11 protein-coding genes and 1 pseudogene are annotated in these 12,613 nt (G+C 57.8%); 4 read left to right on the top strand and 8 right to left on the bottom strand.

Annotated elements, in window-relative coordinates; translation table 11 throughout:
- Nucleotides 1-63: 63 nt before the first annotated feature.
- From M0D65_RS19465 to M0D65_RS19455, 3 genes are all read right to left on the bottom strand, one after another.
- A complete protein-coding gene (locus tag M0D65_RS19465) occupies nt 64-1,026 on the bottom strand; it encodes a VOC family protein (protein ID WP_266254144.1) in 963 nt (320 codons plus the stop codon).
- Nucleotides 1,027-1,101: 75 nt separating this feature from the next.
- Nucleotides 1,102-2,529 carry an MFS transporter gene (locus tag M0D65_RS19460; protein ID WP_266254143.1) on the bottom strand — a complete coding sequence of 476 codons (1,428 nt, stop codon included), beginning with the start codon at nt 2,527-2,529 and terminating at the stop codon, nt 1,102-1,104.
- 44 nt (nt 2,530-2,573) lie between these two features.
- Nucleotides 2,574-3,386, bottom strand: a complete 813-nt coding sequence (locus M0D65_RS19455) for a glutathione S-transferase family protein (protein WP_266254142.1) — start codon at nt 3,384-3,386, stop codon at nt 2,574-2,576.
- Nucleotides 3,387-3,599: 213 nt separating this feature from the next.
- Here M0D65_RS19455 and M0D65_RS19450 point away from each other — a divergent pair, with 213 nt between their 5' ends.
- Nucleotides 3,600-4,304, top strand: a complete 705-nt coding sequence (locus M0D65_RS19450) for a TetR/AcrR family transcriptional regulator (protein ID WP_266254141.1) — start codon at nt 3,600-3,602, stop codon at nt 4,302-4,304.
- A gap of 24 nt (nt 4,305-4,328) precedes the next feature.
- On the opposite strand, the gene M0D65_RS19445 is transcribed toward M0D65_RS19450, so the two are convergent.
- The 3 genes from M0D65_RS19445 to M0D65_RS19435 all read right to left on the bottom strand — a co-directional run bounded on the left by M0D65_RS19445 (nt 4,329) and on the right by M0D65_RS19435 (nt 7,826).
- Nucleotides 4,329-5,489, bottom strand: coding sequence for an FAD-dependent monooxygenase (locus M0D65_RS19445; RefSeq protein ID WP_266254140.1), 1,161 nt, complete (start codon nt 5,487-5,489; stop codon nt 4,329-4,331).
- Nucleotides 5,490-5,611: 122 nt separating this feature from the next.
- Nucleotides 5,612-6,079, bottom strand: coding sequence for a cupin domain-containing protein (locus M0D65_RS19440; RefSeq protein ID WP_266254139.1), 468 nt, complete (start codon nt 6,077-6,079; stop codon nt 5,612-5,614).
- 19 nt (nt 6,080-6,098) lie between these two features.
- The gene (locus M0D65_RS19435; protein WP_266254138.1) at nt 6,099-7,826 is read right to left on the bottom strand and encodes a CocE/NonD family hydrolase; all 1,728 of its coding nucleotides are present in this window, start codon (nt 7,824-7,826) and stop codon (nt 6,099-6,101) included.
- A 337-nt stretch (nt 7,827-8,163) separates the two neighbouring features.
- Between M0D65_RS19435 and M0D65_RS19430 the strand changes: the two genes are divergently transcribed.
- Together M0D65_RS19430 and M0D65_RS19425 are read left to right on the top strand one after the other, a co-directional pair.
- Nucleotides 8,164-8,739, top strand: coding sequence for an NADPH-dependent FMN reductase (locus M0D65_RS19430; protein WP_266254137.1), 576 nt, complete (start codon nt 8,164-8,166; stop codon nt 8,737-8,739).
- 110 nt (nt 8,740-8,849) lie between these two features.
- Nucleotides 8,850-9,710 carry a fumarylacetoacetate hydrolase family protein gene (locus M0D65_RS19425; protein ID WP_266254136.1) on the top strand — a complete coding sequence of 287 codons (861 nt, stop codon included), beginning with the start codon at nt 8,850-8,852 and terminating at the stop codon, nt 9,708-9,710.
- Between the two features lie 241 nt (nt 9,711-9,951).
- Here the strand turns inward: M0D65_RS19425 and M0D65_RS19420 are convergent, their stop codons facing one another.
- Entirely contained in the window at nt 9,952-10,851 is a 900-nt protein-coding gene (locus M0D65_RS19420; RefSeq protein ID WP_266254135.1) for a LysR family transcriptional regulator, read from the bottom strand.
- Between the two features lie 204 nt (nt 10,852-11,055).
- Between M0D65_RS19420 and M0D65_RS33145 the strand changes: the two are divergent.
- Nucleotides 11,056-11,376 (top strand): annotated as a pseudogene (locus tag M0D65_RS33145) (hypothetical protein); the annotation flags it as partial.
- On the opposite strand, the gene M0D65_RS19415 reads toward M0D65_RS33145, so the two are convergent.
- The gene (locus M0D65_RS19415) at nt 11,277-12,539 is read right to left on the bottom strand and encodes an epoxide hydrolase family protein (protein WP_266254134.1); all 1,263 of its coding nucleotides are present in this window, start codon (nt 12,537-12,539) and stop codon (nt 11,277-11,279) included. The pseudogene M0D65_RS33145 and the gene M0D65_RS19415 sit on opposite strands and share 100 nt — an antisense overlap.
- Nucleotides 12,540-12,613 lie beyond the last annotated feature (74 nt).

The raw sequence follows: 12,613 nt of genomic DNA, 5'->3' as shown, positions 1-12,613 counted from the left end.
TGTCCCTCAACGCACGTCGCGTGGCTCGCCATAAGTACACGGCATTCCGAACAAAGCTTCCAGCTACTCCGGAATTCTGGCGAGATCCGGATCGACTTCGACGAGCAACCTCACGTCTTCCTCGGGTGGTTTGATCAGAAATTCCGGCAAATTTGCGACCCAATGCTGATTCGCGAATGGTGGATTCCAAATCCTCGGTTGCCAGCGATCGTCCAGGCAGTCGGTATCAGCCGAATATTCAGCCTCGCCTCCCGCGGGATTGTTGATGTAGGCGTATATCGTCGAAGATAGCCGATGTCGACCCAGACCCAGATTGCTCGTCCAGCCCGTGCGTTGCATATGATTCGCACCGGCTACCAGTTCGTCCAGGTTCTCGACTCCGAAGGAGATGTGAGCAAATCGGGCGCGTTTGTCCTTTAGCCAAAACAGATTATGGTGATCGGATCGCCCGTCGGCTCGAAGAAATATGCCACGATCGCGCGAAACATCAGTGATGCGGAACTTGAGTCGATCCCGATAGAACCGGGCCGCCTTTTCGTGCTCTGGGCATGCGAAGACGACGTGATGGATGAGTTGGGGTGCCGCACGCTTGAACCATTTTCGGTGGCGATTCCAGCGTAGCGACCGCCCGGGCGAGTTGATCAACTCCTCCTCCGAAGAGAGCGGCTGACGGTCGAAGACACTAAATCCAATCGACAATCCCGCATCGTCGAAGCAATAAATTCTCCCGTCGACGTCCTTGTCGACAGGACGGTCCGTGCGCAGGTTGGCCTCGATCGCATCCAGGCTTTCCTGGTTGTCGACTCCCCAGATAACCTGGCGAACGCCCGAGCCTTCGCCGAACGACCGCGGTAGAGCGGGATCCCCATTTTGTCGCAGAACTACGTGCGATCCTTCACGCAGTTTGTAGTCGATGCCCCCGGTACTAGAATCGTCTCTTACCAGACCGAAGTCATCGAAGAACTTTTTGCAGCGCGCCAGATCGTCGACGCCGAACACCACGGTTTGTACACCTACGATAGCCATTCCCTTCTCCACTCAGGTACCTGAAAACATTTCATCCGGACTCTCTGGAATAGCCGTGCTGACGTGACGACCCTCTCAAACAGAGATCTCTTCGAGGATGCGCCCTCTGGTCTCGATCGCCGCAACGGCAACCGTGATGCCGCCGATCAATCCCATCGCAGCGAGAAACAGAAAAACCGCTCCAACTCCGAAGTGCCCAAGAAGCGTACCGATCACGAGCGGACTCACCACCTGCGCGATACGCAGCCAGGCCATGGCAGCGCCCGCTCCCAGCGCACGCATGCGAGTCGGATAGATTTCGGTTGCATAGGTATGAACACTGCCCAGCCCAATCGCGAGCAGGTAGTTGCCGATCGTTAGCAGAGACACGACCACGGGCATCGGCATAGGTCCGGCTAAGCCAAGGACAATCAGCGGCACGGCGCTACCGAACAGCGACAGCATGAAGGTGCGACGCCGGCCGATTCTGTCGATCACGAGAACGCTCGTAGTGGCGCCGGTCAGGCCCGCCACGCCAAGCACGCTGCTCAACAGGAACGTATTGGTGAGCGTGGCGTGGTAGATCGTCTTGTAGATCGTCGGCAGCCACGTGATCAACGCGTTGCCGCAGGCAGAAATGCAGAACATCAGTACCCAGATGCAGACGGTGCGAACCGCGTAGCCGTTACGGAATAGATCGACGAAGCGCCCGTGCCGCAGCACCGGATGGAGCGTCAACGGACCCGGCGCCGGAAGGGGCCGCGTGCCCTGCTTCGATATCGCGGCCTCGATGCGCGTTGTCGCTGCAGCGGCTTCGTCCACCTTGCCCCGCAGCGCAAGCCAGCGAGGCGATTCTGGCACCAGCCCACCAATCACGAAGATCAGCACCCCTGGCAACGCCCCCAGGTAAAACATTGATTTCCAGCCAAACGACGGAATCAGCCAGACCGCGGCGAACGACGTCAGGAACAGGCCAGCTGCAAAGATGGTCTGCAGTGAACTGATGACGCGCCCACGGAACCGCGCCGGCGTCAGTTCGTTGACCAGGGTAGCGGCAACCGGCACCTCACCACCGAGCCCCACGCCCTGGATCAGACGTAGGATGACGAAAGTCAGGTAGTTGCCGGCAAACGCGGTCGCGAGGCTCAACACCGCCATGATGCCCAGAGCGAGACGGAGCACGCGCAGGCGCCCGAAGCGCTCGGATAGCCAGCTCAGACCGATCGCGCCAACGATCTGTCCGAGATAGCCGATCGAAAAGACCAGGCCGACCTGCCCGGGCGCGAAGTGCCAGAGCTCGATCAACACAGGCAACACGAGCGCGATAGCGAGTGAATCGAACGCGTCGAGCAGATGCGCGATGCCGACCACCGCGACGAGGCGGACATGCCATGAGGAAAACGGCAGCCGCTCGATGCGCGCGGTAATCTCCGCCGCGCTCCTCGAATGAAGGTCATCGGCCGTCGTGGCCGTCGAATGGGTTGCATGTTCCGCGGGGGGAACGACTGCCTTTACCGTCAACACGTCTTGTCTCCTGATTTCGCCTGTTCTACGATGACGGGCAGTTGTTATTGATCGAACGACGTACGGAGCGCGCTATGCTCCTGCAGGCGGCCGATATCTGGCCATGGATCGAAGGAGATCTCCTCGAACGGTGCCCTATCCGCCCGCGTCATGCTGCCGACGATCACGCGCTCGACTGCAGGACGTGTGCGCACACGCTCGTACCATGTCGCCACATGCGGTTGGGCGCGCCACATTGGTGTGAGGCGCAGCATGTCGAGGCGAATGACGTACGGTACGACGGCGATATCCGCAAGCGAGAACTCGTCACCAGCCAGATACGGATGTTCGCACGTTGCCCGCTCGATCCACTGCAACAGCTTGATGAAATGCTCGACCGCCTCGATGCAAAATTTCGAGTCGAGCCCATGGACTATCACGTCGCGTTTATGATCAGAACGCTTCTGGTTCGGCGAGTTCAAGAGGTAGCTTTCGAGGTCAACCGGATCCATCTCCTGAAACCGCGACCGGAACGCAATCGCGAAAGTCAGCACGGTGCAGGCGTTATGCACGTACTCATCGATGAGCTTGTTGAACAACCGCACGGTCGCTCGAGCCATCGGGTCCTCAGGCATCAATCGCACCTCGGGAAAACACTCCTCCAGGTAGAAGAGGATGACGGATGATTCGATGATGGGCTTCCCGTCATGAATCAACGTCGGCACCACACCGTTCGGATTGAGCTTGAGATAGGCCTTATCGAACTGATCTCCACGCAAGGTCATCCGATGGCTTTCCCAGACCAGATCCTTTTCCGCCAGTTCGATCCTGACCTTCTGGGCGCAGACGGAATTCACCGTGTGATAAAGCTCCAGCATCGACGTCCCCTCCTTGCTGCTCGTCTCCTGCGTTGCTGACAATTTAATTCCCCATTATGGGAAATGTCAATATACTTCGACGAAAGATACTTGATTCACGCCCGCCAGGCCCCGTGTATTGGGCATAATTCATCTGCGACGCACAACTGGAACGCCCTACACACGCTGCAGATTGCAATCGCCCTTCATCATCATCCATCTAACCAGGCGAACATGTCAGCTCGAAAAACTCCAAAGACCCGGCGCCCTCAAGGCCGTCCATCCACGTCCGGAGCCGTCGGCAAAGAGGCGATCGTAGCCGCTACGCGGGAGACGCTGAAGACAGTGCCGCCGGGAGAGATCACATTCCAGCAGGTCGCGCTCCTCGCGGGCATTGACAAGCGGTTGATCCGCTACTACTTCGGTCAGATGCCAGACTTGCTCAAGGTGGTCGCCATCCAGGTCACGGAGGAGCTACGCAACTGCTTCGTTGCATCCAACGTCAAGGATGGGTCCGTGAGAGACCGTCTACGGCTGCGCATTTCGATCTTCTGGGATTTCTTCGGAAGCAACCCTCATTACCATCGGCTGGTCGTTGACTATCTCTTCAATACGACCGGCCCCGAGCGGGATGCCGCACTCGACAGGTTCCGTCACTCCATTGACGAGCTGCGCAATCTCCTTCACGGAGAGCAGGCTTATCCGCTGGACGCCAGGTTCATACACGTTTCCATCGCCGCTATTTGCGAATTCATGTTCAGCGCGAAACCTGTCTTCACAGCACTGTTCGGGAACGAAGTCGACTCTCCTGCATTCAAGGACCGGTTTTGCGACTTCGTTAGCGATCTAGTGATGGGCTCCGCCTCGATCGAAGTCGCGGCAGACAAAAAGACCTCGCGAAAGTCGTCGGTAGCTGCGCAAACCACTCGCAAGCGATAATCGCCCGACGCCATCGCCGCACCGCTAGATCGGCTCCGCAAGACGCCGTTCGTGCGGCCGCGGTTGCGGATCCCGGAAAGCCACTCGCATCCGTTCGTTGCGCAACTCACAAAGAACCGGGTCCTCGAGATTGCCGTCCTGACCGATCTGGTGTGAAACCTCCTGCACGAATTTGCAGCGCTCATAGCGCCGCGCCATGAACTTCGCAAGAGTCGTTTCCGCGCCCTCGCCTTGCGCGACCAACTCCGCGAGCACCACGGCATCCTCGATCGCCATCGTCGCTCCCTGCGACACGTGAGGACCCGACGCATGCGCTGCGTCGCCGATCAGTAACACGCTGCCCCGGTACCACGGCGACGGGATGATGACTTCCTCGATCGGACCGTATATCACACGCGCCGGATCTTCGATCTGTTCCCGGATCCGTGTGACGAGGGGCGCGGTAAACGACTGCAATCGTTCGCGCAGCAGGCGTGCCAGTTGATCCGCCTCAAACCACGGATTATCGGGTTCGTTAGTCACAAGCAGAAGGTACATCTGGTCCTTCGAGACTGGCATAATCCCCGCCTTGACTCCCACGCCGAAAAACATGATCTGATGATCGACCTCGGCGGGTCGCTCGGTCGTAAAACGCCAGACACCTTGGCCGGTGTATCGAGGATCGTACTGGTTGCCAAATAGCAGCGTACGGACCCGCGAGCGAATGCCGTCAGCCCCTATGACGAGATCGTATTTTTCCCTCGATCCGTCTGTCAATGTGACGTCCACTTCGTCACCGGTCTGTTCGAGTGTCTGCACGCTCAAGCCCAGACGAATCGTTGCGCCAGCGGCCGTGGCCGCCTCCATCAGGATGTGGTGCAGCGCCGTGCGCGGCAAGCCATTGACAGCCGGCGTATCTGGACTGGCAATCCGCAGTAGCTTCATTCTGGCGATGAACTCGCCGCCGCCATCATTCATCACGTAGTCGTCGACCTGAAACCCCGCATCGAGACAGCGTTCCATCAAACCGAGACTCTTTAGCGCACGCAGCGCATTCCCTGGCTGCATGATGCCCACACCATAGACATTGTGCTGAGGCTTGATCTCGACAATCTCGGCCCTGATTCCCTGACGTCCCAACGCGACGGCCAATGACAGACCGCCGATACCTCCACCCACGATCAGCACCCGCCTAATCGGTTTCATCGCAGCTCCTTCCCAAGGTGAACAACTGCTGGAGAGTTTCGTTCATAGATTTTGGAGTCGAGTAGTCGACTCCGTAGTGGACAATGATGATGCCGCCGATACCGTCGGCCGGAATCTTCACGTCATCCAACTGCAACCATCGCGTCGCCGGCGACTGTCACTGGAGCCGCGTCGATCAGGACAAAGGCGATGACGCACGGGGCCTCGCCGCGATTGACCCAGTTATGAATCGTGCCGCGCTGCACGAGCACGTCACCGGCCCGCAACACCACTGTCTCGTCATCGATTTCCATCGTGATTTCACCGGAGAGAACGACGGCGTAATCGATTGAGTCGGTGCGATGGTTACGCGGCGCAACGCCCGGTGCGTACTCAATGACGCGAAAAACCGAGCGCCCTTTCATCGCCGTGCCTACGATCTGCTTCGCACCGTCCGCAGCATCGTCGTTATCGGCCGGCAGCGAGGCCGACCAGATATTGCACACCGTAGCACCTGGGCGAAAGCTGACTACGTCATTTGACGCTTCGTCTATCAGAATCGTGGCGTCACCGTTCGGCTTGTGCCCTGTAACCACTCTTCGAATTTGCATGGTCTCCTCCTCTTGATCGTCAATGGTTGGGGATGTGGGGAAGGGTCAGGTAAGAGGCACGGGCACCGCCGGTCGCGATGCGAGAGGTCCCCTGGAAAGTCGCACCGCCGCGGTCGGACGCATGCTTGTGCAGGATCCGGCCCGGGATGTCGGGGAATTCAAAATCCTTACCCATAATGGTCAACACCAGCCGATAGCCCTTGGGGTAGACCATCGACGTCGGCCAGATCTCGATGTCCACCTCATAGAATTGGCCCGGCACCAGTGGCTCTACCCTGTCGTGAGCATGGAAGGGGCGCAACGCGTCGCTGCGCTGCGGATCGAGCCTGCGATGAGACACGCGTAGCCAGCCGCGTGAGACCGGCGAAGCTTCATGCGCTCCGTTGATAACGAGTTCCTTGCCGTTTGCATCGACGATACGCAGGACGGCAAACAGGTCCATGTCTTCCGTCGACGACGACACCCATAGATGAGCCGCGACGAAGCCAGTAAACTCGGTGTCGACCTCGAACGGTGCTGTCGTAAAACTCACACCGTCTCCCATCGCGTCGAAACTCGCCACATCCTCCTCTGCGGGACAAGTGGCGGAGAGGCTGCTAGAGGTAGCGTCGAGGTAATGTCGCGTGAGTTGCGTGCCTGGCAGTGGGAATGACGATGCTGTGCGCGCCCGATCGCCTCGCGGATCGCGCACGACCACTCGCACCTTGGGTTCGTCCTGCCAGCCGTTCTGTTCGTTGCGCAGGAAGTGGTTGAAGAAGCGCTTCTGCATCGCGACGTAGTCGGGCAGATAGAAACTCTCCCAGTGCTTGCCGACATGCAGTGAGAGCCACTTCTGTTGCGAAGCAGCACCGAGAAACCCCTCGATGTTGCCGCGCAGGTGCATGCCGGGACCGCCCCAGTTTCCAGCCGACAGGACCGGCACTTCGATACGATCAAGCACCGGCGTTCGCTCACGCCACCATGCGCTATCGAGCGAGTGACGCAGAATGTCGGCGACGTAGTCGGTGCGATTAGCGCTGAGCTCCTGTTCGCTCAGCGCATCTTCGCCGGTGATCCGCTTTCCGCTCTCTCGCTCCCGGTGAGGCGAGGCACCGTTGCCATGTTGCACAGCAAGGCATTGCTTGGGCCACCAGTAGTTCGCAAAGCCGCTGCTCAGAATACCGCCGTGATGCGTGCTGTCGCGGTAGTAGTCGGTATAGCCCTCCCACGGGCAGATCGCGGCCAGATGCGGCGGCCTTAACGTCGCAACGCGCCACTGCGTCACAGCGTAGTAGGAGATGCCCAGCAAGCCGATCTTGCCGTTAGACCAGGGTTGCCGCGCCGCCCATTCGATTGCATCGTAGTAGTCGACGATCTCGCGCGGCGAACGCGGATCGAGGTAACCGGGTGACTTGCCGCTTCCTCTCGAATCGATCTGGATAATCACGAAACCATCGGGCACCCACCGTTCTGGATCGGCCGTTTCCCAACGTAGATACCTACCCGTGGAGCCGTTGCTGGAGAGATCCGGGTAGACACCAATCAACTGGTCCCATTGCGCCTTGAAGCCGTCCTCGAAATGGAGATCTTTGCCATATACGCCTTGCGCCATGATCACAGGAAAGGGGCCCTCTGCGTCCGGACGGAACACGTTCGCACGCAGAACGAGCCCGTCGCTCACGGGGATCGGAACGTCCTGCTCGAATACCATACCGTAGGATCTTTTCTGATCCGATCCACTCGGCTCCAACGCCACTTCCTTAGTCATCCATATCTCCACTTCTGTGTGCTGACTCACCGAAACCGTCGATCACTGTTCTGAACGGTGCAGGACGCGGTACCTGGCCCGACGGCCGATTTGTGCTCGTCCAGACTGCGGGCGACACCGACCGTCCGTGCTTTCGAGCAATATATTCCCCATAATGGGAATATGTCAAGGTGACGTTCACCCCCCGCTCACCAACCTCACCTCCCGAAACCAAAGCCTCGGTAGCGAGCAGAGATTCCGCCTCCACGGGAACCTCTGAATTTCAGTTGAATTATTCCCAACATTGGGAATAAACTGGCGCCTGCATGATTTCTGAGAACACAACTGGAGAACTTGAATGTCTGATCAACCCGTTTTGCTTGGAATCTCAGGGAGTCTGCGCAAAGCCTCGCTATGCACGGCGATCCTGCAAAACATCGCCGGCCTCACGGAAAGCCGCGCGACGCTCGAGATCTTTCCGCTCGATTCGGTGCCTCCTTACAACCAGGATCTCGATAACGAATCTCCTCCCCAATCTGTGGCTGCCCTGCGGCAGGCGATCGAAAGAGCGGCGGGGCTGGTGATCGTCACGCCGGAGTACAACTACGGCATGTCTGGCGTTCTGAAGAACGCCCTGGATTGGGCATCCAGACCTTATGGAAAGACCAAACTGAAAGGAAAACCTGTCCTGACGCTCTCAGCATCGCCAGCATTTACGGGAGGAGTAAGAGCGCAGGCGCAACTCAGCGAAACCCTGCTCTCGAATGCGGCATTGCTCGTCTTGCGTCCGCAGATTGTCATAGGCATGGCACATGAAAAAGTACGCGACGGCCGAATCATCGATCAGGAAACCACACGGGTTCTTTCCGACGGATTGAACGATCTGCTCCGCGATATCGCCCGCAAGACGACGGTCACTGGTCGGGAAACCTGAGCCGGCCCATAACCGCGACTCATTCACCATGCTTGTGTGTAGTTATCTATGGCAATCGCCCGGGACAGTCCCGGCAAAGTCGTCGCCCCAATCGACGAAATGGAGGTAACGTGAAACTTCTGTCTTACGAGTTCGAGGGCACTCCCCGTCTAGGCGCGCTCGTTGATAGCGGCATTGTCGACATCGGCAGGCGGCTTGGCGTGAATAGCATGCGCGCACTGCTTGAGGCCGGGAAGCTTGCGGCTGCCGCCGAGTTTCAGGAGACGCAACCCGACCACGCTCTCAGCGACGTGGTGTTCCTGCCGCTTATCCCGGACCCAGCCCATTTCTATTGTGTCGGCGTCAATTACGCAGACCATTTGAAGGAGGTCCAGGATGCCGGTATCGCACGCCCGAAACCGAAGCACCCATCGCTGTTTCCCCGTTTTCCGGAATCGCTGGCCGCACATGACCAACCTTTGCAAATACCCAAGGTATCGGACGAGTTCGACTACGAAGCAGAACTGGCCGTGATCATTGGAAAAGGTGGACGCTATATCGACGAAGCCGACGCATTGAACCATGTCGCGGGGTATACCTGCTTCAACGACGGTAGTGTGCGCGACTGGCAATATCACTCGAGCCAGGTAACCTCCGGCAAAAATTTCTGGCAAACCGGTGGCCTCGGACCGTGGCTTGTCACGGCCGACGAAATCCCAGATCCGAGCTGCCTTGACATCAAGCTTTTGCTCAACGGCAAGACCCTTCAGGACAGCAATACCCGTCACCTGATCTTCGGTGTCGCACGAATCATCGCGTATGCTTCGGCACTCGTACCGTTAAAACCGGGCGACGTCATTGCTACTGGAACACCGTCTGGTGTGGGCTTCTCCCGCACGCCGCCGATTTTTATGAAAACCGGTGACGTCTGCGAGGTTCAGATCGAGAAGATCGGTACCTTGCGGAATACGGTGGAAAAGGCAATCGGGTAGCTTTCAAGTCGACTCTGGTGCAACTAGTGAGATCGACAATCGACGGAAAAGTGGAGACACGGTTGATCGTGGTAACCGTTAATCCAGAGCAATTCTTCTCCGCCAGAAATGTAACTTGGGGTCCGCCACGTATGGACCGATGTGATCGACGAGAAGCTCAACGCGGCGATTTGACTCAGGCGAGTTACACAATTATCGCCCGACTCCGCGTCAATTGAATTCTCAATTACCGCAGTTCGACTCACATTGAACCAAACAACGCGGCCACCCAGTCGACGAATACCCTCACCTTAGTGCTGTATCTCCGACTAGGTGGATACACGACGTACACCTCAAGAGGCTCAGGCCGCCATTTGGCCAGAATCGGCACCAGTGTCTTCTGTTTGATAGACGGACGCGCCATAAAGTCCAGCGTGTGGACGATACCCAGACCGGCGAGCGCCGTAGCAAGATGGGTGTTACTTTCGCTGACCAGCACATCGTGACGGACTCGCTCAAGCGTCAACACCTCGTCGCCTCGGCCGAATCGAAGCGGCTGGGTCAGACCGGAGCTTGCAGAGAAGTATCCGACCACAGGCATGCTTTTATCGACGATCTCACGAGGATGTTTGGGCGTCCCGTACTTCGCCAGATAGGCCGGACTTGCGCAGGTTGTCCACGCGAGCGTGCCAATCCGACGGGTCACGAGGCCCGGATCGTCTGCCGTGCTTCGAATGGCACAGTCGATATTCTCCGCGATGAGATCAACGGTCCGGTCCGTCACGCTCAATTGCACCTGGATATCCGGATACCGCTCACGAAACGCGGGTAGCGCAGGAACAAGGATGCCGCTGGCAGTCGACCCACCCATATCGACTCGCAGCGCGCCGCGCGGATTTGCCTGCGCCCGGCCGAGCGTCGCCTCAATATCGTCCAGTTCGCTGAGCAGGTGCCGGGTACGCTCGTAGTAAGCGGCACCGTCGGTCGTCACACTGACGCTTCTCGTGCTACGTTCCAGCAGTTTCACGCCAAGGTGCATTTCGAGCGATTTGATCCATTTGCTCACCGTCGCGTTGGGCATTTTCAGGGAGAGCGCGGCCCGTCCAAAACCACCTGTTTCGACGACGCGGGTAAAAATCCGGATGGCCTGCAAATGATCCATCGGCTCAGCTCCTGAATTGTTCACCGGTGTGAATGAAATGTCCCCAATGACACATTTCATATTCTATTCGGTTCTCAATGGTCTTGTTTTTCGACGGCAACGAGAGGCGCAAGGAAGAGGTTCTGGCGCAAACCGGTAGTGGGCCAATCGCAGAGCGTCGACGAACCCTGTGCAAAGATCAGTGGCAGGTAAACCTATCCGTACCGGGCGGTGGATCGGGCGGACGAGGCGGTAGACTTCATGCTCAGAGCGAGGCGCAACCCGAGCACAGCTCAGGTTTCTTTCAGGAGGGAGATCAGGTATCAGGGCCACGCAGCAGACGCAATCACGCTCGATGGCTACCGTGGAACGTCCTCACGAGCTCGCTTCATCGTCGTAGTCCCCAGAAGCGCCGCCAGGCGTGGCGAGCTCGCGTATATCCCTGTTCAGCGCAGCCGACTAAAGCAAGCACGCAATTCAGCGACGAAAAGGTCAGGCTGTTCGAAAGCGGCGAAATGCCCGCCTTTTGCGACCTCATTCCAGTAGAAGAGTTTTGAATAGGTGCGCTCACCCCAAATTTTAGGAGGTCGATAGAGCTCGCCGGGATAGATCGACACGCCAACGGGGATGTCAATTTGCTGCCGCGAAAAGTCGGTCGTAAAGCTTTCAAAGTATAAGCGGGCAGAAGAAGCACCTGTATTGGTAAGCCAATACAGCGTAATGTTATCGAGCATCTCGTCGAGCGATAGTTCGAGCTCTGGTCGATTGTTGGTGTCGGTCCATTGGGCGAACTTCTCATATATCCAGGCAGCCTGGCCGGCCGGCGAATCCGCAAGGCTATACCCGATTGTTTGCGGCCTTGTGGACTGCAATTTTGCATATCCCGCGCCGTTATTGGAGAACGTCACAAGTTGAGCAATTGAAACCTTCTCGTCGGCGCCTGGTTCTCCTTCGAGCGGTGGTGGAAAGAGAATGGGAAGATTCAGATGAATAGCCTTTAGTCCCTCCACATGTTGCCTGGCCATCCATGTAGTCACTCCGGCCCCCCAGTCTCCGCCTTGTGCAACCCAACTTGTATAGCCCAATCGATTCATTAGCACGGCCCAGGCTCTCGCGATACGAGGCAAGCCCCACCCGCGCTCAGTCGGCTTGTCAGAGAACCCGTATCCTGGTAGAGATGGTACGACGACATGGAAAGCGTCGTCTGGCGTACCCCCGTGTGCTGTAGGGTCCGTTAGTGGTTCGATAACTTTCAGGAATTCAACGATAGAGCCTGGCCACCCATGCGTAAGGATAATCGGCAACGCATTCTGATGTTTGGACCTTACATGCAGAAAATGAATGCCAAGTCCATCTATCTGGGTCCTGTATTGAGGAATGCTATTCAGTCTTCGTTCAATACGGTGCATATTGTAACTGGATCGCCAGTACTCCACGAGCGCCGTCGTTTTCGCCAGGGGCACCCCTTCAGACCAGTCGCTGACGGTCTCCTTTTCGGGAAAGCGCGTTGCTGCGAGTCGTAACTTAAGATGTTCAATCGCGGGGGGTGGGACGTTCACCTTGAACGGTGTTACGTTTTCCGAGGCAGGCGGAAGCACAATGTCCGTTGCTTTCGCTTCGGCTCGTCGTGCAGCGACCACGCCGCTTCCAAGACCCAGCGTGCCAAGCCACGCGGCAGCACGCAATACCGTACGGCGCGTGATGTCCATGTCAGGTGATCTCGAAGCGTCGGGCGATGGTGATGTCATGAAAGAACCTCCATAAGTACGGTCTACGCTATTGC

The sequence above is a fragment of the Paraburkholderia sp. CHISQ3 genome (assembly GCF_030464945.1).
Taxonomy (GTDB): Bacteria; Pseudomonadota; Gammaproteobacteria; order Burkholderiales; family Burkholderiaceae; genus Paraburkholderia; species Paraburkholderia megapolitana.
Note: the sequence above shows the minus strand (reverse complement) of the source record. Positions and strands in the feature narration are given on the sequence as shown.

Excerpts from the sequence above, each read along its gene's own strand:
- M0D65_RS19440 (WP_266254139.1), bottom strand. The coding sequence starts at position 6,079 with ATGCAAATTCGAAGAGTGGTTACAGGGCACAAGCCGAACGGTGACGCC.
- M0D65_RS19455 (WP_266254142.1), bottom strand. The coding sequence starts at position 3,386 with ATGCTGGAGCTTTATCACACGGTGAATTCCGTCTGCGCCCAGAAGGTC.
- M0D65_RS19465 (WP_266254144.1), bottom strand. The coding sequence starts at position 1,026 with ATGGCTATCGTAGGTGTACAAACCGTGGTGTTCGGCGTCGACGATCTG.
- M0D65_RS19445 (WP_266254140.1), bottom strand. The coding sequence starts at position 5,489 with ATGAAACCGATTAGGCGGGTGCTGATCGTGGGTGGAGGTATCGGCGGT.
- M0D65_RS19415 (WP_266254134.1), bottom strand. The coding sequence starts at position 12,539 with ATGGACATCACGCGCCGTACGGTATTGCGTGCTGCCGCGTGGCTTGGC.
- M0D65_RS19430 (WP_266254137.1), top strand. The coding sequence starts at position 8,164 with ATGTCTGATCAACCCGTTTTGCTTGGAATCTCAGGGAGTCTGCGCAAA.
- M0D65_RS19435 (WP_266254138.1), bottom strand. The coding sequence starts at position 7,826 with ATGACTAAGGAAGTGGCGTTGGAGCCGAGTGGATCGGATCAGAAAAGA.
- M0D65_RS19450 (WP_266254141.1), top strand. The coding sequence starts at position 3,600 with ATGTCAGCTCGAAAAACTCCAAAGACCCGGCGCCCTCAAGGCCGTCCA.
- M0D65_RS19420 (WP_266254135.1), bottom strand. The coding sequence starts at position 10,851 with ATGGATCATTTGCAGGCCATCCGGATTTTTACCCGCGTCGTCGAAACA.